Raw genomic sequence first — 23,708 nt, 5'->3', positions numbered from 1 at the left:
AGCCGCTACCCGTTCAATCGTTCAGGAGATTGTCATGCCCCTCGCGCAACTGATCACCGCCCAGCAATTGGCCGAACGCCTGGAGGCGTCGGCGCTGGTGATACTGGATTGCCGTTTTGCCTTGGAAGACATCGATTATGGCCAGCGTAGTTATGCCGAAGGGCATATCGAAGGCGCGCACTTTGCCGACCTTGAGCGGGACCTGAGCGGCCCGGTTATCAAGGGGGTGACCGGCCGCCATCCGTTGCCGGATCCGCAGCGGCTGGTCGAGCGCCTGCGTGCCTGGGGCATCGACAAAGACAGCGACATTGTTCTGTATGACGATGGCCCAGGTGCCTTTGCCGCCCGCGCCTGGTGGTTATTGGCCTGGCTCGGCAAACGTAGCGGCGTGGCGATTCTTGATGGTGGCCTGAAAGCCTGGCATGCGGCCGGATTGCCGCTGAGCCTGGACCCTCCGGCCAAGCGTGAAGGTACCTTCAGCGGCGAGCCGGACGTTAGCCTGGTAGTTGACGCTGCGCAGCTCAGCGAGCGGTTGGGTAAACCCGACCTGACCTTGATCGATGCCCGCGGCCTCCCGCGTTTTCGCGGAGAAGTCGAGCCGATTGACTCGGTGGCCGGACATATTCCGGGGGCGCAATGTGCGGCCTTTACCGACAACCTTGGGCCTGAAGGGCATTTCCTGCCGGTTGATCAACTGAAAAAGCGCTTTGCCGAGAAGCTGGGCAAGCGTGCGCCTGAGCAGTTGGTGGCGTATTGCGGTTCAGGGGTGACGGCGTGCCATAACCTGTTTGCCTTGGCACTGGCGGGTTATCCGTTGGGCAAGCTGTATGCGGGGTCGTGGAGCGAGTGGATTACCGATCCGCAGCGGCAGGTGGCTAAGGGCGACTGAGTTTCGCTGCCTTGATTGGCCCCTCGTAGCCGCTGCCGTGAGGCTGCGATCGGGCGTGAAACGGCTGTAAAATCAGGCCGCCGCGATTCGTCAGACCCAACGAGGTGTACGAGCTGCGACTGCCACGCGGTCGATCGCAGGCGGCTACAGCATCGAGGGGCTGTGAGGCTGGCCGAAGGCTCAGGCGCCTTCCAGCCACTGCGGAATGCGCCTTTCCAGGTAATACCCAGGATTGCGCAGGCTGCCTTCGACAAAGCCGACATGACCACCGCGAGTGTGCAACTCGAAGGTGGTCTGCTTCGGCAGTTCATTGGCCGCCGGCAAGCTATGACTGAACACGAACGGATCATCGCTGGAGTGGATAATCAGCGTCGGCGTGCGGTTTTCGCCAAGAAAATAGCGGCTGGACGCCCGCCGGTAATAGTCCTTGGCATCGGCAAAACCATTCAGCGGCGCGGTGACCCGACCATCGAAATCCCAGAACGTGCGCAGATTTTCCAGTGGTCCGAGACGCTCCAGCGCCGCCAAGCCCTCATGGTGACCGTGGTGCTGAAAGTGCCGTTGCTTGTCCTTCACATAGGCAAGCATGGCGCGCATGAAATGAGCCTGGTAAACCCGCGAGAAGCCCAGGCCAATTCGATCGGCGCACTGGTCCAGGCGAAAGGGCACCGATACCGCCACCGCGGCCTGCAACTGGCTGCGCGAACCTGCTTCGCCCAGGTGCTTGAGCAGTACATTGCCGCCCAACGAGTAACCCACGGCGTAGAGCGGGGCCTGAGGGCGACTGGCGCGCAGGTGCTCAATGGCCTCGGCAAGGTCTTCGCTGGCCCCGGAATGGTAGCTGCGCGGGAGCAGATTAGGTTCGCCTGAACAACCGCGCCAGTTCAGGGCCACGCTGGCCCAGCTGCGGCCTGCCAGCGCTTGCTGCAAGCCAAGGACATAAGGCGAGCTGGATGACCCGGTGAGGCCATGAAGCACCAGCACCAACGGCGCGGTCGCTTCGTGCGGCCCATGCCAGTCAAGGTCGAGAAAGTCGCCATCGGCCAGCCACAAACGTTCGCGTTGGCGGGTCAATGTGGCCGATTTGCGCCACAGTGGCCCCCACAACGTTTGCATATGTGGATTGCCCAGCCCCAGGGCAGGTTTGAAGGGGCTGGGGGGGACAGAAGACATCGGAGGAATCTCTTGAAGAAAAGCGCAACGGTTGCCTTGAAGTGTAATGCCCGTTGCGCCTTTGTGCTTTGAATCAGCCGCGTTGCCAGAGTGCGTAGTACACCTGACCGGCCTTCTTTTCCCGGTGCAGGCGCCAGTTGCCAGGCAGCTGCAGGGTTGAAGGCGGGGTTTCGCTTTCGGTGTAGATCCAGGCATTGGCCGCCAGCCACTGGCGCTCTTCAAGCAGGGCGCAAGTGGTGGGCAGCAGGTCCTGGTGGAACGGTGGGTCGAGGAACACCAGGTCGAAGGCAAGCTTGGCGTCACCCTGCAGGTAACGCTGGGCGTCACTCTGGATCAACTGGCCGCGTGGGCAGCGCAGCAGCTCCAGATTCTGCCGCAGGCTGGCGATGGCGGCAGGGTTGCTGTCCAGCGCTACCGCCTCGGCGGCACCGCGAGACAGTGCCTCCAGATACAGGGCGCCGCTGCCGGCAAAGGCATCGAGCACTTTGGCGCCTTCAATATGCGGGGCGAGCCAGTTGAACAGGGTTTCGCGCACACGGTCCGGCGTCGGACGCAGGCCAGGCGCGTCAGGGAAGCTCAGGCGACGGCTGCGCCATTCGCCAGCGATGATGCGCAGTTGGCCCTGGCCATTGTGTGGCTTGGCCGATTTTGCGGATGGACTGGCCATTAATGCTCCGGTACGCCAAGCGGTTGCTCGGCGGGTTTGTCAGTGGGCGGCGGCAGCGGTTGCTGCGGCACGCTAGGACCTGCCGTGACGATGACCATCTTGTCAGCAGCAAGGTGCTTGTTCAGGGCTGCCTTGACCTGTTCGGTGGTCAGGGCCTGGGATTGCTGCATGTAATCTTCCAGCCAGGTCAGCGGCAGGTTGTAGAAGCCGATGGCGCCCAGTTGGCCAACGATGCTGGCGTTGCTGGCGTTGGACAGCGGGAAGCTGCCGGCCAGTTCGCGTTTGGCATCATCCAGCTCCTGCTGGGTCGGGCCGGTCTTGAGGTAGTCGGTCAGAATATCCTGAACCAGCTTGAGCGTGCCTTCGCTGAGTTCGGCACGGGTTTGCAGGTTGATCATGAACGGGCCACGGACCTGCATCGGACTGAAGACCGAGTATACGCCGTAGGTCAGGCCACGCTTCTCGCGCACTTCACTCATCAGGCGGGTACCAAAGGCGCCACCACCGAGGATCTGGTTACCCAGCGACAGCGCCGCGTAGTCCGGATCATTACGGTCGATGCCCAGCTGGGCCAGCATCAGGTGGGTCTGCTTGGACGGGAAGTCGATGTGCGTGGTGCCAGGCTTTGGCTCAGTTGGCTGAGGTACCTTGGCCAGCGCAGGGCCTTTTGGCAGGGCTGCCGAAACTTGCGCGGCAACAGCTTCGGCTTCACTGCGGCTCAGATCGCCGACCAAGGCAATGACGGCATTGCCAGCGCTATAGGCCTTGGTATGGAAGGCGCGCAGTTGCTCCAGGGTGATGGGCGGGATGCTCTTGGCAGTGCCATCACTTGGATGAGCGTAAGGGTGGTTGCCGTACAGATGTTCGAACAACGCGATGCCAGCCAGCTTGCCAGGGTTCTGCTTCTGGTATTCGAAACCGGCCTGCATCTGGTTTTTGATGCGGTTCAGAGCACCTTGCGGGAAGGTAGGCTTGCCCACCACCTCGGCAAACAGCTTCAGTGCCGGTTCACGCTTGTCGGCAGCACTGAGGCTGCGAAGCGTGGCCACGGCCATGTCGCGGTAGGCGCCATTGCCAAAGTCAGCGCCCAGGCCTTCGAAGCCTTCGGCGATGGCGGTGACGTCCTTGCCGGCCACGCCTTCGTTAAGCATGGCATTGGTTAATGTGGCCAGGCCTGGAGTGTCACCGTCCTGGCTGCTGCCGGCGGCGAAGGTCAGGCGCAAGTCGAACATCGGCAGCTCGCGGGCTTCGACGAACAGCACGCGGGCGCCTTCGGCGGTGTTCCACGTCTGGATATTCAGCTGACGGCGGCTGGGTGCCTTGCCATCCAGCTCGGCCAGCGTCTGCAGGGTATTGACCGGCTTGGCCGCAGTGCTGGCGGACGCCTGGGCGGCATTGTCTGATTGCGCGGGCTTGGCCAGAAAGAAGGCCAATGCACCAACCAGTCCTAAAACGCCAAGGCCGATCAGGGTGTAGCGGGGTGCGCTGCGATCACTCATGAGCGGTCTCCTCGGGCAGTACGTGGGCAACGCTCAGGCGTTCACGGGTGAAATAGGTGCGCGCAGCGTTCTGGATGTCGGCTGGGGTCACGCTTTTCAGCTCGTCGAGTTCACTGTCGATCAACTTCCATGACAGGCCGACCGTTTCCAGCATGCCGATGGCGGTGGCCTGGCTGCTGATGGAGTCACGGTCGTAGACCAACCCGGCGATCACCTGGGCGCGTACGCGCTCCAGTTCTTGCGCCGAAGGAGGTGTGGTCTTGAGTTCGTCGAGCAGCGTCCAGATGCCTTTCTCAACGTCGGCCAGGGTCTTGTTCTTTTGCTGGTTCGGCGTGGCCGAAATCAGGAACAGGCTGTCGCCGCGAGTGAAGGGGTTGTAGTTGGAGGAAGCCCCGGAGACCAGCTCCTGGCCGCGCTCCAGCTGGCTTGGCAGGCGGGCGCTATAGCCACCATCGAGCAGCGCCGAGATCAGACGCAGGGCGTGCACAGTGCGTGGCTCCTTGGCGGTGGCCAGGCCCGGGACGTTGAAACCGTAGATCAGGCTTGGTAGTTGAGTGCGCACATGCAGGGTGGTTTCCCGCAAGCCCGGTTCGGCCAGTTCCAGCGGCAGTTTGGCCGGGGGAGTGGCGCGCTTGGGAATGGCACCGAAGAAACGCTGGGCCAGACCTTTGACCTCGTCCACGGTGACGTCGCCAACCACCACCAGGGTGGCGTTGTTCGGTGTGTACCAGGATTCGTACCAATGACGCAGCTCTTCGACCTTCATGCGGTTCAGGTCAGCCATCCAGCCGATGGTCGGGGTGCGATAGCTGCTGGCCGGAAAGGCCATGGCGCTGAACAGCTCGAACGCTTTGGCGTTGGGCTGATCGTCGGTGCGCAGGCGGCGTTCTTCCTTGATTACCTCGATTTCGCGGCTGAACTCATCGGCTGGCAGGCGCAGGCTGGCCATGCGGTCAGCCTCCAGCTCCAGGGCGATTGGCAGGCGATCACGGGCCAGCACCTGGTAGTAAGCGGTGTAATCGTCGCTGGTAAAGGCGTTTTCTTCGGCGCCGATGTCGCGCAGGATGCGCGAAGCTTCGCCGGGGCCAACTTTCTCGCTACCCTTGAACATCATGTGTTCCAGGGCGTGGGAAAGGCCGGTCTGGCCGGGAGATTCATAAGTCGAGCCGACCTTGTACCAAATTTGCGAGACCACCACTGGCGCCCGGTGATCCTCGCGTACGACCACTTTCAGGCCATTGTCGAGAATGAACTCGTGGGTGGGTTGCGGATCGGCGGCAAAGACGGCGAACGGCAGACAAACTGTGCTGAGCAACAGGCCAGCGGCGCGGCGGGCTAGAGCATTCATACGTTGTTTAACCTGTAGGACTGCCCGCGTGATCTTAGCGTCGGCGGGCTAGGAGGTGCTAGGATACTGATCCGGTTGCCTGACGACCATGCCTGTCGAGGATCTAGCCCGCAGGCTTGATGACAAAATGCTGCGCATGAACGAGCCGGAATAAAAGTAGTCTGTTCTGCGTTAAAAGAATTTTCGAGGCGCCGCAGTGGCGCATCGCTACCCTGAGATAGCCGTCTTCCATGTTTGGTTCCAACGACGACAAAAAGACGCCGGCCGCGCCCGGTGAAAAGAAAGGCCTGTTCGGCTGGCTGCGTAAAAAGCCCCAGCAACCCGTTGCCGAGCAGCCACAAGCCCCTGAGCCGATTGAATCGGAGCAGCCTGCCGCGCTAATCAACGAAGCGCCGGCCGCTGTTGCTCCGGTGGACGTTGCACCGGCTGCGGTTGCCGCACCTGAACCTGTTCAGGTCATCTCCGCCCCCGTGCCGCAGATGCCGCCCGTCGGGTTGGTTCTGCCTGTTCCTGAAGAGCCGGTAGCACTGGTAGCCGACCTGGAGCCGCACACACCACCGCCAATCCCGGAACGTCCGGCGCCTGTGCTGGCAGCCCAGGCCGAACCTGCGCCTGTGATTGTTGAGCCTGAGCCTGAGCCGGTTGTGGTGACACCTGAGCCGGTTTTCGTCGCACCAGAACCGGTTGCCGCCCCGGTGGTAATGCCCGAGCCTGCGCCTGTAGCGCCTGTAGCGCCTGTAGCGCCTGTAGCGCCTGTAGCGCCTGTAGCGCCTGTAGCGCCTGTAGCGCCTGTAGCCATCGTCGAACCGATTGCCGAACCTGCGCCTGTCGAAGAAGCTGCCCCGGTCCGCAGCGAGGAGAGCAAAGGTGGCTTCTTCGCCCGCCTCAAGCAAGGCCTGTCCAAGACCAGCGCCAGCATTGGCGAAGGCATGGCCAGCCTGTTCCTGGGCAAAAAAGCCATCGACGACGACTTGCTCGACGAGATCGAGACCCGCTTGCTGACCGCTGATGTTGGCGTTGAAGCCACTTCGGCGATTGTCCAGAGCCTGACCCAGAAGGTCGCACGTAAGCAGTTGGCCGACAGTGATGCGCTGTACAAGTCCCTGCAAGGCGAACTGGCAGACCTGCTCAAGCCGGTTGAACAGCCGTTGCGCATCCAGGCACAGAACAAACCATTTGTGATCCTCGTCGTTGGCGTCAATGGCGCGGGCAAGACCACCACCATCGGCAAACTGGCGAAAAAGCTGCAGCTGGAAGGCAAGAAAGTCATGCTCGCCGCCGGTGATACCTTCCGTGCCGCTGCCGTCGAGCAGCTGCAGGTCTGGGGCGAGCGTAACCAGATCCCGGTCATCGCCCAGCACACTGGCGCCGACTCCGCGTCGGTGATCTTTGACGCCGTTCAGGCTGCCAAGGCGCGCGGCATCGATGTGCTGATTGCCGATACCGCTGGTCGCCTGCACACCAAAGACAACCTGATGGAAGAGCTGAAGAAGGTCCGTCGGGTCATCGGCAAGCTCGATGCTGACGCGCCGCACGAAGTCCTGCTGGTGCTGGACGCCGGTACTGGACAGAACGCGATCAATCAGGCCAAGCACTTCAACCAGAGCGTTGAACTCACCGGCCTTGCCCTGACCAAGCTCGATGGCACCGCCAAGGGCGGGGTAATCTTCGCCCTGGCCAAGCAGTTCGGCCTGCCGATCCGCTATATTGGCGTGGGCGAGGGTATTGATGATCTGCGCGCCTTCGAAGCTGAACCCTTCGTGAAAGCACTGTTTGCCGAGCGGGAGCATCCATGATTCGATTCGAACAGGTCGCCAAGCGCTACCCCAATGGCCACGTCGGTCTGCATGAGTTGAGTTTTCGGGTGCGTCGGGGCGAATTCCTGTTCGTCACCGGCCATTCCGGCGCTGGCAAAAGCACCTTGCTGCGCTTGCTGCTGGCCATGGAACGACCGACCAGCGGCAAACTGCTGCTGGCCGGGCAGGATCTGGGGCAGATCAGCAATGCGCAGATCCCCTTCCTGCGCCGCCAGATTGGCGTGGTGTTCCAGAATCACCAGTTGCTGTTCGACCGTACCGTATTCAACAACGTCGCGTTGCCGCTGCAGATCCTTGGTTTGTCCAAGGCCGAAGTGGCCAAGCGCGTCGACTCGGCGCTTGAGCGGGTAGCTCTGTCTGATAAAGCCGAGCTGTATCCTGGTGACCTGTCCACTGGCCAGCAACAGCGTGTCGGTATTGCCCGCGCCATCGTTCACCGCCCGGCCTTGCTGCTGGCCGATGAACCGACCGGTAACCTTGACCCGCGCCTGGCCGCGGAGATTATGGGTGTTTTCGAAGATATCAATCGCCTGGGTACCAGCGTGCTGATTGCCAGCCACGATCTGGCGCTGATCGCGCGCATGCGCCATCGCATGCTGACCCTGCAGCGCGGCCGTTTGATCGGCGACGGGGAGGCCGGGCAATGAGTGCGACACGCAGTCCCAAGGTTTCCGAGCGAGTAGCGCCCAAGGCCGCAGATCCTCAACCGGAAAAGAACAAACGCAGCAATCATGACGACGACGGTCCGGATTTTCGCACCCTGCTGCATGCCTGGCTGGAAAGCCACCGTTCGAGCCTGCTCGACAGCTTGCGCCGTCTGGGCAAGCAGCCAATCGGCAGCTTTTTCACCTGTTTGGTAATGGCGGTAGCACTGAGCTTGCCGATGGGCCTGTCGTTGCTGCTGAGCAACGTAGAGCGTCTGGGTGGCTCCTGGCAGCGTGCGGCGCAAATTTCCCTGTACCTCAAGCTTGATGCCAGCAGTCGCGACGGTGAGGCCCTGCGCGAGCAGATCAAGGGCTTGCCGGGCGTTGCCGAGGCCGAGTACGTCAGTCGCGAGCAAGCACTGGAAGAGTTCCAGCAACAGTCCGGCCTGGGGGATGCCCTCCGTGAACTGCCAGAGAACCCGTTACCTGGTGTGGTCGTGGTAACTCCGGCAGAAGTTGACAAACCGGCCCTTGAAGCCTTGCGCCAGCGCCTTGCGGAGCTGCCCAAGGTGGATGTGGCGCAACTTGATCTGGTCTGGGTCGAACGCCTGGCGGCCATTCTCAAATTGGGCGACCGCTTTGTCTTCGGGTTGACCGTTTTGCTGGTCTCGGCGCTGCTTTTGGTAATTGGTAACACAATTCGCCTGCACATCGAGAACCGTCGTACCGAGATCGAAGTGATCAAGCTGGTCGGTGGCACCGACAGCTATGTACGCCGGCCTTTCCTGTACATGGGCGCGCTGTACGGCCTGGGTGCCGGAGTACTGGCCTGGGGGGTGCTAGCATTTGGCCTGAATTGGCTGAATGATGCGGTAATCGGGCTCTCCGGGCTATATGGCAGTGATTTCTCCTTAGCCGGGGTTCCGCCTGCCGATGGTCTGTCGCTCTTGCTTGGTGCGGTACTGTTAGGGTATATCGGTGCTTGGATTGCGGTCGCCCGCCACCTGAGCGAGCTTGCACCGCGATAGTGTCTTTTTGCTGCTATTGACTCTTTTTATTTTTAGGGAACTTGTTTCGTGGTTTCCGGTCAATGTTGGCAGTGCCTGCGGGCACGAGTTTAGTGAGTCGGAGGTTTTTTCGTATGACCACTTCGTTGCAACCTGCCTATGCCCTGGTTCCCGGCGCAAACCTGGAAGCCTATGTGCACACGGTCAACAGCATTCCACTGCTGACGCCGGAGCAGGAGCGTGAACTGGCCGAGAGTCTCTACTATGAGCAGAATCTTGAGGCGGCTCGGCAGATGGTGCTCGCCCACCTGCGGTTTGTCGTACATATCGCTCGTAGCTATTCCGGCTACGGGCTGGCCCAGGCCGACCTGATTCAGGAAGGCAATGTTGGCCTGATGAAAGCGGTCAAGCGTTTCAACCCTGAAATGGGTGTGCGCCTGGTGTCCTTTGCTGTGCACTGGATCAAGGCCGAGATTCACGAGTTCATCCTGCGTAACTGGCGCATCGTCAAGGTCGCTACCACCAAGGCCCAGCGCAAGCTGTTCTTCAACCTGCGCAGCCAGAAGAAGCGTCTGGCCTGGCTGAACAACGATGAAGTCCATCGTGTCGCCGAAAGCCTGGGGGTAGAGCCTCGTGAAGTGCGTGAGATGGAAAGTCGCCTGACCGGTCACGACATGGCCTTTGATCCAGCAGCTGAAGCTGACGACGACAGCGCGTTCCAGTCGCCAGCCAACTACCTGGAAGACCATCGTTACGACCCGGCGCTGCAGCTGGAAGATGCTGATTGGAGCGACAACTCCACCAGCAACCTGCACGAAGCCCTGCAGGGCCTGGACGACCGTAGCCGTGACATCCTCTACCAGCGCTGGCTGGCCGAGGAAAAGGCCACGCTTCACGACCTGGCCGAGAAATACAGCGTATCCGCCGAGCGGATTCGTCAGCTGGAAAAGAATGCGATGAACAAGGTGAAAGCCTTGATCGCAATCTGAGTCGTGATACGGCAATAAACAAAAAGCCCCGACGTGTCGGGGCTTTTTTATGGTGCCAGGTCATTCAGACGGCAGCGCAGGTCTATAATCGCGCCGCATTGGCACCGTCACTTTTTCCGTCACCCCTGTCGAGACTGTTATGACCATTTCCTTGTACGCCGCTTCTGTTCCTGTTTTCAAGCAAATGCTCAACGCCATGAGTGAGGTTCTGAACAAGGCCGAAGCTCACGCCACGGCGAAAAACATTGATCCGAGCGTCTTCCTGCAGGCTCGCCTGTATCCGGATATGTTTCCACTGGTTCGCCAGGTACAGATCGCTGTTGATTTCGCCAAGGGTGTATCGACGCGCTTGGCTGAGGTCGAGTTGCCGAAATACGATGACAGCGAAACTACCTTTGCTGAGCTGCAGGCGCTGATCACTAAGGTTCTGGCTTTCCTGGACGGCGTTGCGCCGGCGCAGATCGATGGCAAGGAAGGCATCGAAATCGTGACCCGTCCGGGCACGCCAAAAGAGAAGCGCTTCACTGGCCAGGCTTATTTGCTGACTTACGGCCTGCCGCAGTTCTTTTTCCACGTAACCACCACGTACGCAATCCTGCGTCACAATGGTGTGGAAGTGGGCAAACGTGACTACATGGGCGCGTTCTAAGGCGTTTACCCAGTAATCAGCAAACAATAAAAACCCGGCAAGGTGTACGCTTTGCCGGGTTTTTTATTGGTTCCAGGGCGCCTTGCGCGGGCTTTCCAGCTGCACCAGATAGCCACTGCCACCCAACTGACGCATCTGCTGACGAATCCAGCCGGCACGCCGTGCCACGTAACTGCTGGGGCGGCTGGCGCTCCAGTTCAGCGGGCTAGGCAGCACGGCGGCCAGCAAGCTGGCCTGCTGACGGCTCAAGCGGCTGGCATCGACGCCAAAATGATGTTGCGCCGCAGCTTGGGCGCCGAACACGCCCTCGCCCCATTCGGCACTGTTGAGGTACACCTCAAGTATCCGCTCCTTGGACCACAGCAACTCAATCAGCGCCGTAAACCAGGCTTCCAGGCCCTTGCGCAACCAACTACGGCCCGACCAGAGAAACTGGTTCTTGGCCACTTGCTGGCTCAGGGTGCTGGCGCCGCGAATGCTGCCGCCGCGTTCGTTGTGGGCAAGCGCCGCCTGGATGGCAATGAAGTCGAAACCCCAGTGACTGGCAAACTTCTGATCTTCGCCGGCGATCACTGCAACCTTGAGCTCATCGGAGATACGCTCCCACGGCTCCCAGTCGCGTTGCAGGTCAATCGGCTCGCCGTTGAACCAGGATTCGACCTTGCGTTCGACCATCAATGCTGTGCCCGGCGGGGGTATCCAGCGCAGCATCAGTACCAGCAAAGCGCTGCCAGCAGCGAACCAGAGCAGGGCGCGGGTAAGACGGCGGATAATGGACGACAACATAGAGATGGCTTGGCCGAACCGAATGAGCGGGCCATTATACAGACCCTGTGATGACTAGGAGTCGCCTCATGTTGCGTAGTTTTCTCTTGCTCGCTGCCTTTTTCGGATTCACCGGCGTTGCCCTCGGGGCCTTTGCTGCACACGGTCTGAAGGGGCGTCTGAGCAGCGAGTACCTGGCGATCTTCCATACCGGGGTCACCTATCAGTTGGTGCATGCCCTAGCCCTGCTCGGCGTTGCCGTGCTGGCCACGCAGTTACCCGGTCGCCTGATTGGTTGGGCCGGTGGCTTGTTCGCCGTGGGGATTGTGCTGTTCTCCGGCAGCTTGTACCTGTTGACCCTCAGTGGCGTCGGCAAACTGGGTATGATCACGCCCATTGGCGGCCTGGCGTTCCTCGGTGGCTGGCTGTGCCTGGGGCTTGCCGCCTGGCGTCTGGGTTGACTCGGCGGTCCGAATCGAGACGAATGGCGATGCTTGGCCTTGGTCGCAGCACCTGATCGGGGCTAGAATGCTGGCCCCTAAAAATAATGGTGGCCGTGCGCATGCGCATTCAATTGAACGGTGAACCCTTCGAGTTGCCCGATGGCGAAAGCGTCGAGGCCCTGCTGACCCGCCTGGACCTTGTCGGGCGCCGTGTCGCGGTAGAGCTCAACCTGGATATCGTGCCACGTAGCCAGCACGCAGCGACGGCGCTGTGTGAAGGTGATCAGGTCGAAGTCGTGCATGCCATCGGCGGCGGCTAGAGCCCCAGGATTACCTTGCAAGTCCCTCAACCTTTCAGAGGATTTCCGATGAGCAACCTTCGCAGCGACAAGCCTTTCACTCTGGCCGGCCGTACCTTCCAGTCGCGCCTGCTGGTCGGCACCGGTAAATACCGTGACCTTGAAGAAACCCGCCTGGCCATCGAAGCCTCGGGTGCCGAGATCGTCACCGTTGCCGTGCGTCGTACCAACATCGGCCAGAACCCGGGCGAACCGAACCTGCTCGATGTGCTGCCGCCGGATCGCTACACTATCCTGCCGAACACTGCAGGCTGCTATGACGCCGTTGAAGCAGTGCGTACCTGTCGTCTGGCCCGTGAGCTGCTCGATGGCCACAACCTGGTCAAACTGGAAGTACTGGCCGACCAGAAAACCCTGTTCCCCAACGTGATCGAAACCCTCAAGGCCGCCGAAGTGCTGGTCAAGGACGGTTTCGACGTGATGGTGTATACCAGCGACGACCCGATCATCGCCCGCCAACTGGCAGAGGCCGGTTGCATCGCGGTGATGCCGCTGGCTGGCCTGATTGGTACTGGCCTGGGTATCTGCAATCCGTACAACCTGCAGATCATCCTCGAAGAATCGAAAGTTCCGGTACTGGTCGACGCCGGTGTCGGTACCGCTTCGGATGCCACCATCGCCATGGAAATGGGCTGTGAAGCAGTGCTGATGAACTCGGCAATCGCCAACGCTCAGCAGCCGATCATGATGGCTGAAGCCATGAAACACGCCATCGTTGCCGGCCGCCTGGCCTACCTCGCCGGGCGTATGCCGAAAAAACTCTATGCCAGCGCCTCGTCGCCGCTGGATGGTCTGATCAAGTAAGAGCCCCTGATGACTGAATCGCAAGAAACGCCGACCTCCACCGAAGGCGAAGAGCGCCAACACCGCCGCATCAAGAGTTTCGTGATGCGCGCCGGGCGCATGACCGAAGGCCAGCAACGTGGTCTGGAGCAGGGTGGTCCACTGTTCATTCTGCCGCTGGCCGATAGCCCGGTGGACTACGACCAGGTCTTTGGCCGTTCGGCGCCGCGTACTCTGGAGATCGGTTTCGGCATGGGCCATTCCCTGCTGGAAATGGCTGCTGCCGCGCCGGAGCAGGACTTCATCGGTGTCGAAGTACACCGTCCGGGTGTCGGTGCGCTGCTCAATGGCGTGCTGACTCAGGGCCTGAAGAACCTGCGGGTGTACGACTGCGATGCCATCGAAGTACTGAACAAGTGTGTGGCTGACAACAGTCTCGATCGCTTGATGCTGTTCTTCCCTGATCCGTGGCACAAGAGCCGTCACCACAAGCGTCGTATCGTTCAGCCCGAGTTTGCTGAGCTGGTACGTAGCAAGCTCAAGGTCGGCGGTGTATTCCATATGGCTACCGACTGGGAACCTTATGCCGAATACATGCTGGAAGTGATGAATGTCGCTCCGGGTTATCGCAACCTGGCGGCGGACGGCAAATGCGTGGAGCGTCCGGCCGAACGTCCAATCACCAAGTTCGAGCGCCGCGGTGAGCGGCTTGGGCATGGTGTTTGGGATTTGAAGTTCGAAAAGCTGGCGTAAACCTCGCGACCGCTTTGCGGTCGATCGCCAGCAGGCCCGGTTCCCACAGGTGCTGTGATTGCCTGCAGTTTTAAATTGTCAGGAGATCTGTGTGGGAGCGGGCCTTGCCGGCGATGGGCTGCGAAGCAGCCCTGAAAGCGACGTGTTTTCAGCGTCGGTCTGCGACCACGCCAATCAACACCAACACAATCAGCAACACCGGCGCCAACGCATAATTGTTGAACTGCGCCAGGCCTTTCACCACCCACGGGGTGGCATAGATCAACGCCGCACCACTGCCGATCATCACCAGCAGCGCCATGAACGGCACGCGCAAGGCGCCTGCCAGGCCGCCCAGGCGTTGTTCTACCCAGCCTTTGATGTCGGTGCCGAACAGCACCAGCAAGCAACCCACAAGCGCCAGTGCGATCTCTGACAGGTTGCTGCGACTCCAGCGAGAAACGGTCGAAAGCAGGTCGAGTACCAAGTCCATTCGTAATCCTTAGGTCAAGAAATACTGCAGCAGGTCGTTGAGGAACAACTGGCCTCGCGGGGTGGCGACCAGTCGCGTCGTTTCGACCTGTAAAAGGCCCTTTTGTTCGGCCTCACGTCGTGCGGCAGTGAGCTGATCCAACGGCAATCCAGTGCGCAGGCTGAACAGTTCGGCATCCACGCCCTGGGTCAGGCGCAGGGCGTTCATCAGGAACTCGAACGGCAGCTCATCCAATGGCAGCAGTTTTTCACCTGCCTTGAAGGCTTTGGCCGGGTTCAGGTAGTCCTTGGGCAGACGCGTCTTCCAGGTGCGCAGGATGCGTCCGTCCGGGTGACTGAGCTTGCCGTGAGCACCCGCGCCGATGCCGATAAAGTCGCCAAAGCTCCAGTAGTTGAGGTTGTGCCGTGCAGCACGACCAGGCTGAGCGTAGGCTGAGACTTCGTATTGGGTGTAGCCGTGGCTGGCCATAAGGGCTTGGCCGGCTTCCTGGATGTCCCAGAGAATGTCGTCTTCAGGCAGCAGTGGGGGCTGGTTCCAGAACACCGTGTTTGGTTCCAGTGTCAGCTGGTACCAGGACAAGTGCGTGGGGTTCAGGGCAATAGCCTGGCGTAGGTCGCCGAGGGCGTCATCCAGGGACTGATCAGGCAGGCCGTGCATCAGGTCCAGGTTGAAGTTATCAAAGCCGGCATTACGCGCCATGTCGGCGGCGCGAATGGCTTCGTCACCGTTGTGGATGCGACCCAAGGCCTCAAGCTTGGCCTGCTGGAAGCTCTGGATGCCGATCGACAAGCGATTGATGCCCAGTTGCCGGTAGGCCTTGAACTTCTCCTGCTCGAAGGTCCCAGGGTTGGCTTCCAGGGTAATTTCGATATCGCTGGCAAACGGGATGCGCTGTTCAACGCCTACTAACAGGCGACCCAGCGCGCGAGCGCTGAATAAGCTTGGCGTGCCACCCCCGAAGAAAATCGAGCTGATCGGTCGGCCATAGACCGCGCCCAACTCCTGGTCAAGGTCAGCCAGCAAGGCGTCGACGTAGGCCTCTTCCGGCAGCTCAGGTGTGGCGGCGTGGGAGTTGAAGTCGCAGTACGGGCATTTGCGCACGCACCAGGGAATATGGATGTACAGCGCCAGAGGCGGCAGCTGTGGCAAGGCCGCCCGCGGCGTTTGGGAAGTAAAGCCAGCCTCGCCCAGATGCAGTGGCTGTGCCGGCGAATGATCGGTCATGCCAGGCCCAGACGTTGACGCAGCAGGCTCATGGCACGGGCTCGGTGGCTGATCTGGTTCTTGTCGGCAGGGCTCAGCTCGGCACTGGAGCAATTACGCTCAGGCACCCAGAACAGCGGGTCGTAGCCAAAACCGTGTTCGCCGCTCGCTTCGGTGAGGATGCGGCCATGCCACAAGCCTTCACAGAGGATCGGCAGCGGGTCATCAGCGTGTCGCACCAGGGCCAGGACGCAGACGAACTGCGCGCCGCGCTCAGCCTCGGGAACGTCCTTGAGGACTTCCAGCAGCTTGGCATTGTTGGCGGCATCGCCCTTGCCATCGGCATAGCGCGCCGAGTAGATGCCTGGTGCACCGCCGAGAAAGTCCACGGCCAGGCCCGAATCATCGGCCAGCGCGGGCAGGCCGGAAATGCGTGCGGCATTGCGCGCTTTGAGGATGGCGTTCTCGACAAACGACAAGCCGGTTTCTTCCGGCTCGACACTGCTGAATTCACCAATGGAGCGCAGTTGCACGGTATCACCGAGCATGGCCTGCAGCTCTTTGAGTTTGCCGGCGTTGTGGCTGGCCAATACGAGTTGTGGAAAAGTCATTAGTCGCCTGGGAAAAGCTCTTGGTTGAAACTGATGGTTTCGGACTTGCCGTCAATTCCAACGTTGATGATGAAGGTGCGGGTTTCCTGTTGTTCAACAGGGAACTGGGCGATGTAGTAGATCGCGCCTTGTTCGTTGATCTGCTTGAACTTCAGTGGGACCGAATTGCTGGTCAGGTCTTTGACGGTGCCGCTGACCTGAGTGACCACCGGTTTGCCGGCCTTGATCACCGACACGTTGATCACGCCCTGGTTCTTGCTGCGAACCAGTTCGGCGGCCTTGGCGGTCTCTGGCTGCAGGAACGTGGATATGAACGTGCTGTAGTGCACCGTCGTATCACCGAAAACTTCCTTGCGTTCGCCCTTGATGGCGTCGGCAGCGACTGCCGTTGCGCTCAGGCAGGCAACCAGTAAAAAACTTAACAAGCGGCGCATGATCGTTCTCCTCCAGTGTGCGGATTAAACCGCGACCTTGTGTTCGGTAAGGCCGGGGCTGCTGACACGATAAATGCCGATCTCCCCTAGAAGATTAGGCCATAGCTTGCTCGCCCACCCGTGACGGTGCAAATGGTCGACGGCCAGACGGTCAAGCACCTGTGCGCGACGCTCGCTGCACAGCGCCTCGAAGTCTTCAAAGGTGCAGAAGTGGATGTTCGGCGTGTTGTACCAGGTATACGGCATGAAGTCCGAAACTGGCATGCGACCTTTGGTCGCCAGGTACCAGCGGCAACGCCAATGGCCGAAATTGGGGAAGGTGATGATGCACTGGCGACCCACACGGAGCATTTCGTCGAGAATCCGGTCCGGGTACTCCACGGCCTGCAGGGCCTGGGTCATGACCACCACGTCGAAGCTGTTGCTGGCGAAATTGCCCAGGCCCTTGTCCAGGTCCTGCTCGATGACGTTGACGCCTTTGGCTACGCATTGGGCAATATTGTCGGGGTCGATTTCCAGGCCATAACCGGCCACTTGCTTGGTGTCGCGCAGCGACGCCAGCAGTTCTCCGGTACCACAACCGAGGTCGAGTACCCGGCTGCCGGCGGGGATCCAGTCTTGGATGATTTCCAGGTCGGCTCTCATAGGGTCCTCAGCAGACGATGCGGTTCATGTAGTTCGTGAATCCCGTGATGTAGCGCGGGGTCGGGATCAGGAAGGCATCATGGCCATACGGCGAGTCGATATCCAGGTAGCAGACGTTCTTGCGGGCGGCAATCAGGGCGTCGACGATCTCCCGCGAACGCGCTGGCGAGAAGCGCCAGTCGGTGGTGAACGACATCACACAGTAATCTGCGGTGACATTGGCCAGGGTTTTGGCCAGATCGCCACCGTGGGCGGCGGCCGGGTCGAAGTAGTCCAGCGCTTTGGTCATCAACAGGTAGGTGTTGGCATCAAAGCGCCCGGAGAATTCTTCACCCTGGTAGCGCAGGTAGCTTTCGACCTGGAACTCGACGCTGTGGAAGTCGTAGTTGAGCTTGTCGCTTTTCAACTCGCGGCCGAATTTCTCGCCCATGGAGTCATCGGAGAGGTAAGTGATGTGGCCGACCATGCGCGCGAGCATCAGGCCGCGCTTGGGGATCACGCCTTGATCCTGGAATGAACCGCCGTGGAACTCTGGGTCGGTGAGAATGGCCTGGCGGGCCACTTCATTGAAGGCAATGTTCTGCGCCGAAAGCTTGGGTGCAGAGGCGATATCCAGGCAGTGACGCACGCGATCAGGGTAGGTGATGGTCCATTGCAGTGCCTGCATGCCGCCCAGGCTGCCACCGATGACAGCAGCCCACTGGCCGATTCCCAGGCGGTCGGCCAGGCGCGCCTGGCTGTGTACCCAGTCCTCCACGGTCAATACCGGGAAGTCGGCGCCATAGGGCTTGCCGGTGACGGGATTGAGGCTGCTGGGGCCGGTACTGCCATTGCAACCGCCGAGGTTGTTCAGGCTGACCACGAAGAAGCGATTGGTATCGATGGGCTTGCCTGGGCCAATGCAGCTGTCCCACCAGCCCGGCTTGCGGTCGTCGGGGCTGTGGTAGCCCGCCGCATGATGGTGGCCGGACAGCGCATGGCAGATCAGCACGGCGTTGCTGGCCGCGCTGTTGAGGGTGCCATAGGTTTCGTAGATCAGTTCATAGCTGGCCAGCGAGCGACCGCAAGCCAGCGCCAAGGGCTCGTTGAACTGTGCCAGTTGCGGTGTTACCAGACCGACCGAATCTTCGGGAAAGACAGTGGACATCGACCCTGCTCACGCTTAAATGAGGCGTAAGTCTAAAGACCACTGGGGTATGCAGCAAGCAATGTACCCGGCCCTTTAACAGCATCGCTGGCAAGTCCGGCTCCCATTGTGGAAGCCGACCTTGCCGGCGATGGCTGCAGCGAGGTTTCGGATCAGACCAAAAGCCGCAGCATCTCAGGCATTGCGGTCATTGCCGCCAGATTGTTGATCACCAGCATATCGATCAGCTTCAGGGCCATGAACGCCAGAATCGGCGAAATATCCAGGCCACCGAGATTGGGCAGCAGGCGCCGGAACGGTGCCAGGAACGGGTCGCAGATCTGATTGACCAGCTCAGCGCCAGGGTTGTGGCTGCCTGGGGCAACCCAAGAGAGGATCACGCTGATGATCAGGGCGAAGAAGAAAATCTTCATGAACAGCGCGGTAACGCCAATCATCGACCAGACCAGCAGTTGCAGCGGATTACCGGTAGTGCCGTAGGCCAGCAGCAGGGTCAGGCCCATGATCAGCAACTGGACAATGATCGCCAGTACCAGCGACGACATATCCAGGCCGAACAGGCTCGGAATAATTCGGCGCATGGGCTTGAGCAGCGGCTGGGTCGCGCGCACGGCGAACTGGCTGAGGGGGTTGTAAAAGTCGGCGCGAACCAGCTGCAAGATAAAACGCAGCATGATGATCAACAGGTAAAGGCTGCCCAGGGTTTGCAGGATGTAAATGGCAGCGGTGTTCAATCCGATCATGTTCGGCTCCTTAGTTGCCCAGTTGTTCGGCCATTTCAGCCGAGCGGTGCGCGGCAGCGCCCAGCGCTCTCTCCACCAGCGCTTCGAATCCATCGGCCTGGAACGACTTGATTGCCGCTTCAGTAGTGCCGGCAGGGGAAGTGACACGGCGACGCAGTTCAGCGGCGTCGACATCACTGCTGACGGCCATGTGAGCCGCACCCAGGGCGGTTTGCAGGGTCAGTTTGGCGGCGATTTCCCGTGGCAGGCCAAGTTTTTCGCCTGCAGCGGTCATAGCTTCGATCAACAGGAAGAAATACGCCGGGCCACTGCCGGAAACGGCGGTGACAGCGTCGAGCTGTTGCTCGTTGTCCAGCCACAGGGCAATGCCTACGGCCGACAGCAGTTGTTCGGCCTGTTGGCGCTGTGCGGCAGAGACCTCAGCGGTGGCGTACAAGCCGCTAACACCTTGGCGCAACAATGCTGGGGTGTTGGGCATGCAGCGCACGATAGGTTGTGCGCCAAGCCATTTGTTCATGCTCGCGCAGGTGATCCCGGCGGCAATCGAAACTACCAGTTGCTCAGGCTTGAGGTTCGGCTTGAGTGCTTCGCACACCGCCTTCATGGCCTGAGGCTTGACTGCCAGCACGACAACGTCGGCACCTTCGATGGCCTGGGCATTGTCGGCGAACAGTTCAATCCCATGCTCAGCGTGGATTTTTGCCCGTTGTTCGGCACCCGGGTCGCTGGCGCGGATCTGCGCGGCGTCCAGGCCCTGGGCGCGCAGGCCGCCGATCAGGCTGGCAGCCATGTTGCCGGCGCCGATAAAGGCAATACGAGTCTTGCTCATGTCAGGTCCTTTAGGGGGAAAGTTGAAAAAGGCATAGGTCAGGGCTGGCCGTAGTCACGTGCGCCGAACAGCGCAGTACCGATACGGACCCAGGTCGCGCCCTGGGCAATGGCGGCTTCCAAGTCGTGGCTCATGCCCATGGAAAGGGTGTCCAGGTCCAGGCCGAGACTGTCTTGCAATTGGCGAACCTGGGCAAAAGCGGCTTCTTGAGCGGCACGGTCATCGGTCGGCTCGGGAATCGCCATCAGGCCACGTAGTTTCAGCCGTGGCAGGGCCGCAATGGCCGAAGCCAGCGCGGGCAACGCCTCGGGCGTGCAGCCGGATTTGCTGGCCTCGCCACTGACGTTCACCTGCAGGCAGATGTTCAGGGGTGTTAGGCCTTCAGGGCGTTGCTCGGACAGGCGTTGGGCGATCTTCAGACGGTCCACGGAATGTACCCAGTCAAAATGCTCGGCAATTGCGCGAGTCTTGTTCGACTGAATGGGGCCGATGAAGTGCCAGGTCAAGGGCAGGTCGGACAATTCGGCCTGTTTATTCAAGGCTTCTTGCAGGTAGTTCTCGCCAACATCGCGCACCCCGGCGGCAAAGGCTTCACGCACGGCAGTGGCGGGTTTGGTCTTGCTCACCGCCAGCAGGCGGATGGCGGACGGCGAGCGTCCTGAGGCCTCGGCGGCAGCGCTGATGCGTGCGGCGAGCGTGGAAAGGTTGTCTGCTATGGTGGACATTGATCGATGCCAGCGGCTCTTTGGGTCTGCGGCATTCTACCTGCTTGGCAGCCTTTGGGGAGTCTCATGGATGTGACTGAACTGCTGGCCCTGGCAATAAGGGAAGGGGCTTCGGACCTGCACGTGGCCACCGATGAGGTGCCTGCGATTCGTTTGGACGGGCGTATTTGCCGCCTGCAGCTGCCGACGTTGAGCGCTGAGCAGGTGCAGAAGATGCTCGCGCAGCTCATGTCCGATGAGCAAAAAAAGGATTTTGAAACACTCTTGGAACTCGATTTCTCACTGTCCATGCCCGGACTTGGTCGTTTTCGCGTCAATGCCTTCAACCAGTTGCGTGGCTCAGGGGCGGTGCTGCGGGTCATTCCTCGTCAGGTGAGTAGCCTGGCCGAATTGGGCTTGGGTGACGTGTTTCGGCGGATTGCCGAGTTGCCCAGCGGCCTGGTGCTGGTTACAGGGCCTACTGGTTCGGGCAAATCCACCACGTTGGCAGCGCTGCTGGATCATCTGAACCGTGAGCGGCAGTTACACATTCTCACGTTGGAAGACCCCATCGAATTTATCCACAGCCCGCAGCGCAGCCTGATCAGTCAACGCGAGATCGGCAGGCACAGTCATGGTTTTACCCAGGCGCTACGCGCAGCGCTGCGTCAGGATCCGGATGTGATCATGCTCGGTGAGCTGCGCGACCAGGAGAGTATCCGTCTGGCCCTCAGTGCTGCTGAAACGGGGCACTTGGTGCTGGCGACCCTGCACACGGTATCGGCCGCAAAGGCGATCGATCGCCTGGTGGATGTGTTTGCCGCTGAGGAGAAGCAACTAGTGCGCGCCATGCTCAGCGAAGCGTTGCAGGCGGTGGTGGCCCAGGTGCTGGTCGAGCGAGTCGCTGGTGGCCGGGTGGCAGCCCATGAAATTTTGCTGGCCACGCCTGCCGTGCGCAATCTGATCCGCGAAGGAAAGGTCGCGCAACTGTACTCGACGATGCAGATGGGTGGGGCGGTGGGCATGCAGACCCTGGAGGGCTGCCTGCAAGGCCTGTCAGCGCGTGGGGAGATCAGGCCAGACTGCGCCCGTGAATGGGCGCATGGCAGTTTTTAGTGGGTGCTGGCCAAGGCCAATTGCTGGCTTTTCGGCAGAACCCGCTTGGCGACCACATAACGGCTACGCCAGTAGGGCTTGTTGAGTGTGTCGATGCTGACTCGCTTGCCGGTGCGCGGGGCATGGATGAAGCGGTCGTTGCCCAGGTAGATGGCAACATGATTGACCCGACGGCTCTTGATGTTGAAGAAAATCAGGTCACCAGGCTTGAGGTCGTTTCGGTCAACCTTCACGCCGTGACCTTGAGCCATGGCATTGGAGGTGCGTGGCAAGTCGATTTCTTCAATGTCGTTGAAGGCATACTTGACCAAGCCGCTGCAGTCGAAGCCTTTACTTGGGCTGCTGCCGCCCCAACGGTAAGGGGTGCCGAGTACATTGACGGCACGGCTAAGCACATCGCTGCTCTGCTGTGGCGACATTGAGGCGACCGGCAGGCTTGGCTTACTGGAGCGGGTGCGGTGCTGGGCCTTGGTGCTGACGTTCTTTGTCGAACGCGCAGCGGCGGAATGTGTGGTGTACCCAGAGTAGCCGTTGGGTAACCGTTGCTCACGGTTGGTGGCGTGGGCGGCCAGTGGCAATAATAGGCAAAGGGTCAGCCATGTCTTGAAAAAAGGACGCATAGGCAGGGCTCTTGGTTGGTTAGCGCGCAACTTTATAACAGCTTTTTGATCACTTTTTGATCCGTTGGTCGACTGCGACGGCCTTGAAAGCCGGCTCCATTGCCACAAAAAAAGGATCATCTCAAAGTGAAGGCTAGAAAAAACAAGCGCTTACGTTTAACGCCAGGGCAAAATGCCACACGTCGGCTCGCCACATGAAAGTCACATTTTTTCTTAGAAAATTTTCTGATAACCCTCAGAGGCTATGAATGAACAGTTATCAACAGGATGGGCAGATGCATGACACTCACAGCAAGGTGATTGGTTATCTGCTGTGGATTTTCGGTTTCACCGGGGCACACCGTTTTTATTACGGCAAGCCGGTCACCGGAACGATCTGGTTCTTTACCTTGGGGCTGCTGGGCATTGGCTGGCTGATCGACTTGTTTCTGATCCCGGCAATGGACCGCGAGGCTGACATGCGCTTTCACGCAGGTCCCCTAGACTACAGCCTAAGCTGGATTCTGCTGACCTTTCTGGGTGTATTCGGCGTGCACCGCATGTATCAGGGCAAATGGATCACCGGGATCATCTACCTGTTCACGGGCGGGTTGTTTCTGGTGGGGGTCTTGTATGACTTCTGGACGCTGAACACCCAGGTGTCGTTGGCCAACGCTCAGCGGCGTTAACAGCAGCGGCCTTGTCGGAGTCGACAAGGCCGCTGATGAGGTTACTGACGGGTCTGGCGCTGCTGCAGCAAGAGATTGCTGAAGCCGCTGCCGGCCAGTTGTTTCTGCGCTACGGTCAGCTGTTCGCGATTGCTGAACGGGCCGACCAGCACCCGGTACCAGGTTTCTTCTTTGACCGTGCCGGACTCCACCTTGACTGCCTGGCCGAGCAGGATGATCTGCGCCCGCACCTTGTCGGCATCAGCCTGTTTGCGGAACGAGCCAGCCTGCAGGAAGAACTGGGTAGTGGCCGCCGGTTTGATCACCGGTGGCGCGGGTGGTGGCGTTTGCCCCATCAGGGCGGCCTGAGCCCGTGCGGTATCAATCTTCGCCGCTTCTGCCGGGGTTACCGGCGGTTGCGCCGGTACCGGTGGGGTCTTCTCTGGTACGGCCTCTGGCGGCACGATCACTTCCGACTCGGGCAGCAAGGTATAGAAGTCATACTTAGGCTTGACCGGCTGCTGCGGGCTTGGCGCCGTCTTGTTGGCTTCAGCGGCTTTCGCCGCTTTCTGCTGTTCAGGCTTGGTGCGCTTGACCTCTTCGTTACCCGGCTCGAGCTTCATCAGGAAAACAACGAACGCACCGATGGTCAGGCCGATCGCCAGCCACATCCAGCCCGGAATCGGTTGCTTTGCAGGGGCCTGGTTGCGGCTGGCGCCACGCTTGGGTGCAGGTTTTTTCTTGGCAGCCAA

The 23,708-nt window shown here is 60.4% G+C and carries 27 protein-coding genes and 1 pseudogene; 12 read left to right on the top strand and 16 right to left on the bottom strand.

What is annotated here, in order from left to right:
- The first annotated feature begins 34 nt into the window (after positions 1-34).
- The gene (locus CX511_RS24810) at positions 35-889 is read left to right on the top strand and encodes a sulfurtransferase (RefSeq protein ID WP_101293160.1); all 855 of its coding nucleotides are present in this window, start codon (positions 35-37) and stop codon (positions 887-889) included.
- A 180-nt stretch (positions 890-1,069) separates the two neighbouring features.
- Here CX511_RS24810 and CX511_RS24805 read toward each other — a convergent pair whose 3' ends face one another.
- From CX511_RS24805 to CX511_RS24790, 4 genes are all read right to left on the bottom strand, one after another.
- Positions 1,070-2,062, bottom strand: coding sequence for a hydrolase (locus tag CX511_RS24805; RefSeq protein ID WP_101293159.1), 993 nt, complete (start codon positions 2,060-2,062; stop codon positions 1,070-1,072).
- A 73-nt stretch (positions 2,063-2,135) separates the two neighbouring features.
- Positions 2,136-2,729, bottom strand: coding sequence for a 16S rRNA (guanine(966)-N(2))-methyltransferase RsmD (gene rsmD, locus CX511_RS24800; RefSeq protein ID WP_045181658.1), 594 nt, complete (start codon positions 2,727-2,729; stop codon positions 2,136-2,138).
- Positions 2,729-4,228 carry a M16 family metallopeptidase gene (locus tag CX511_RS24795; protein ID WP_101293158.1) on the bottom strand — a complete coding sequence of 500 codons (1,500 nt, stop codon included), beginning with the start codon at positions 4,226-4,228 and terminating at the stop codon, positions 2,729-2,731. Before CX511_RS24795 ends, rsmD begins: the two co-directional genes overlap by 1 nt.
- On the bottom strand, positions 4,221-5,576 hold the full coding sequence (locus tag CX511_RS24790; RefSeq protein WP_045181664.1) for a M16 family metallopeptidase: 1,356 nt from the start codon (positions 5,574-5,576) through the stop codon (positions 4,221-4,223). The genes CX511_RS24795 and CX511_RS24790 overlap by 8 nt, the downstream gene beginning before the upstream one ends.
- Positions 5,577-5,806: 230 nt before the next feature.
- Here CX511_RS24790 and ftsY point away from each other — a divergent pair, with 230 nt between their 5' ends.
- The 5 genes from ftsY to CX511_RS24765 all read left to right on the top strand — a co-directional run bounded on the left by ftsY (position 5,807) and on the right by CX511_RS24765 (position 10,682).
- On the top strand, positions 5,807-7,372 hold the full coding sequence (ftsY, locus tag CX511_RS24785; protein WP_220639093.1) for a signal recognition particle-docking protein FtsY: 1,566 nt from the start codon (positions 5,807-5,809) through the stop codon (positions 7,370-7,372).
- On the top strand, positions 7,369-8,040 hold the full coding sequence (ftsE, locus tag CX511_RS24780) for a cell division ATP-binding protein FtsE (RefSeq protein ID WP_010222191.1): 672 nt from the start codon (positions 7,369-7,371) through the stop codon (positions 8,038-8,040). The genes ftsY and ftsE overlap by 4 nt, the downstream gene beginning before the upstream one ends.
- Positions 8,037-9,065 (top strand): permease-like cell division protein FtsX, encoded by a 1,029-nt coding sequence (ftsX, locus tag CX511_RS24775; protein ID WP_101293739.1) that lies wholly within the window; start codon positions 8,037-8,039, stop codon positions 9,063-9,065. The genes ftsE and ftsX overlap by 4 nt, the downstream gene beginning before the upstream one ends.
- 113 nt (positions 9,066-9,178) lie before the next feature.
- Entirely contained in the window at positions 9,179-10,033 is an 855-nt protein-coding gene (gene rpoH, locus CX511_RS24770) for an RNA polymerase sigma factor RpoH (protein ID WP_045181671.1), read from the top strand.
- A gap of 139 nt (positions 10,034-10,172) precedes the next feature.
- Positions 10,173-10,682, top strand: a complete 510-nt coding sequence (locus CX511_RS24765; RefSeq protein WP_101293740.1) for a DUF1993 domain-containing protein — start codon at positions 10,173-10,175, stop codon at positions 10,680-10,682.
- A gap of 63 nt (positions 10,683-10,745) precedes the next feature.
- On the opposite strand, the pseudogene mtgA reads toward CX511_RS24765, so the two are convergent.
- Positions 10,746-11,503, bottom strand: a pseudogene (gene mtgA, locus CX511_RS24760) (monofunctional biosynthetic peptidoglycan transglycosylase).
- Between the two features lie 33 nt (positions 11,504-11,536).
- Between mtgA and CX511_RS24755 the strand changes: the two are divergent.
- The 4 genes from CX511_RS24755 to trmB all read left to right on the top strand — a co-directional run bounded on the left by CX511_RS24755 (position 11,537) and on the right by trmB (position 13,785).
- Positions 11,537-11,908 carry a DUF423 domain-containing protein gene (locus tag CX511_RS24755; protein ID WP_045181678.1) on the top strand — a complete coding sequence of 124 codons (372 nt, stop codon included), beginning with the start codon at positions 11,537-11,539 and terminating at the stop codon, positions 11,906-11,908.
- Positions 11,909-12,009: 101 nt separating this feature from the next.
- On the top strand, positions 12,010-12,210 hold the full coding sequence (thiS, locus tag CX511_RS24750; protein WP_038617011.1) for a sulfur carrier protein ThiS: 201 nt from the start codon (positions 12,010-12,012) through the stop codon (positions 12,208-12,210).
- Between the two features lie 48 nt (positions 12,211-12,258).
- Positions 12,259-13,053 (top strand): thiazole synthase, encoded by a 795-nt coding sequence (locus CX511_RS24745; RefSeq protein WP_038615579.1) that lies wholly within the window; start codon positions 12,259-12,261, stop codon positions 13,051-13,053.
- Between the two features lie 9 nt (positions 13,054-13,062).
- On the top strand, positions 13,063-13,785 hold the full coding sequence (gene trmB / locus CX511_RS24740) for a tRNA (guanosine(46)-N7)-methyltransferase TrmB (protein WP_045181681.1): 723 nt from the start codon (positions 13,063-13,065) through the stop codon (positions 13,783-13,785).
- A 148-nt stretch (positions 13,786-13,933) separates the two neighbouring features.
- On the opposite strand, the gene CX511_RS24735 is transcribed toward trmB, so the two are convergent.
- The 9 genes from CX511_RS24735 to CX511_RS24695 all read right to left on the bottom strand — a co-directional run bounded on the left by CX511_RS24735 (position 13,934) and on the right by CX511_RS24695 (position 20,594).
- Positions 13,934-14,257, bottom strand: coding sequence for a DUF3392 domain-containing protein (locus tag CX511_RS24735; protein ID WP_045181683.1), 324 nt, complete (start codon positions 14,255-14,257; stop codon positions 13,934-13,936).
- 9 nt (positions 14,258-14,266) lie between these two features.
- Positions 14,267-15,481 carry a radical SAM family heme chaperone HemW gene (gene hemW, locus CX511_RS24730; protein WP_101293741.1) on the bottom strand — a complete coding sequence of 405 codons (1,215 nt, stop codon included), beginning with the start codon at positions 15,479-15,481 and terminating at the stop codon, positions 14,267-14,269.
- Positions 15,478-16,071 (bottom strand): RdgB/HAM1 family non-canonical purine NTP pyrophosphatase, encoded by a 594-nt coding sequence (gene rdgB, locus CX511_RS24725; protein WP_101293742.1) that lies wholly within the window; start codon positions 16,069-16,071, stop codon positions 15,478-15,480. Before rdgB ends, hemW begins: the two co-directional genes overlap by 4 nt.
- Positions 16,071-16,505, bottom strand: coding sequence for a DUF4426 domain-containing protein (locus CX511_RS24720; RefSeq protein ID WP_101293743.1), 435 nt, complete (start codon positions 16,503-16,505; stop codon positions 16,071-16,073). Before CX511_RS24720 ends, rdgB begins: the two co-directional genes overlap by 1 nt.
- Positions 16,506-16,529: 24 nt before the next feature.
- Positions 16,530-17,150: a methionine biosynthesis protein MetW gene (gene metW, locus CX511_RS24715; RefSeq protein ID WP_045181692.1), complete on the bottom strand. Its 621-nt coding sequence runs from the start codon at positions 17,148-17,150 to the stop codon at positions 16,530-16,532.
- Positions 17,151-17,157: 7 nt separating this feature from the next.
- On the bottom strand, positions 17,158-18,297 hold the full coding sequence (gene metX, locus CX511_RS24710; protein WP_045181694.1) for a homoserine O-succinyltransferase MetX: 1,140 nt from the start codon (positions 18,295-18,297) through the stop codon (positions 17,158-17,160).
- A 152-nt stretch (positions 18,298-18,449) separates the two neighbouring features.
- A complete protein-coding gene (locus CX511_RS24705; protein ID WP_045181697.1) occupies positions 18,450-19,040 on the bottom strand; it encodes a YggT family protein in 591 nt (196 codons plus the stop codon).
- 10 nt (positions 19,041-19,050) lie between these two features.
- Positions 19,051-19,869: a pyrroline-5-carboxylate reductase gene (gene proC / locus CX511_RS24700; protein WP_101293744.1), complete on the bottom strand. Its 819-nt coding sequence runs from the start codon at positions 19,867-19,869 to the stop codon at positions 19,051-19,053.
- A gap of 38 nt (positions 19,870-19,907) precedes the next feature.
- The gene (locus tag CX511_RS24695; protein WP_101293745.1) at positions 19,908-20,594 is read right to left on the bottom strand and encodes a YggS family pyridoxal phosphate-dependent enzyme; all 687 of its coding nucleotides are present in this window, start codon (positions 20,592-20,594) and stop codon (positions 19,908-19,910) included.
- 66 nt (positions 20,595-20,660) lie between these two features.
- Here CX511_RS24695 and CX511_RS24690 point away from each other — a divergent pair, with 66 nt between their 5' ends.
- Positions 20,661-21,689, top strand: a complete 1,029-nt coding sequence (locus tag CX511_RS24690; RefSeq protein WP_045181706.1) for a type IV pilus twitching motility protein PilT — start codon at positions 20,661-20,663, stop codon at positions 21,687-21,689.
- Here CX511_RS24690 and CX511_RS24685 read toward each other — a convergent pair.
- On the bottom strand, positions 21,686-22,429 hold the full coding sequence (locus tag CX511_RS24685; protein WP_404824706.1) for a C40 family peptidase: 744 nt from the start codon (positions 22,427-22,429) through the stop codon (positions 21,686-21,688). The genes CX511_RS24690 and CX511_RS24685 overlap by 4 nt on opposite strands.
- 128 nt (positions 22,430-22,557) lie before the next feature.
- Between CX511_RS24685 and CX511_RS24680 the strand changes: the two genes are divergently transcribed.
- Positions 22,558-22,977: a TM2 domain-containing protein gene (locus tag CX511_RS24680; RefSeq protein WP_045181711.1), complete on the top strand. Its 420-nt coding sequence runs from the start codon at positions 22,558-22,560 to the stop codon at positions 22,975-22,977.
- 41 nt (positions 22,978-23,018) lie between these two features.
- Here CX511_RS24680 and CX511_RS24675 read toward each other — a convergent pair whose 3' ends face one another.
- Complete coding sequence (locus tag CX511_RS24675; RefSeq protein WP_045181714.1) at positions 23,019-23,708, bottom strand: SPOR domain-containing protein; 690 nt, start codon at positions 23,706-23,708, stop codon at positions 23,019-23,021.

Origin of the sequence: Pseudomonas sp. S06B 330, assembly GCF_002845275.2 — a bacterium.
Lineage (GTDB): Bacteria > Pseudomonadota > Gammaproteobacteria > Pseudomonadales > Pseudomonadaceae > Aquipseudomonas.
This window is presented reverse-complemented; position numbering and strand designations above follow the sequence as displayed.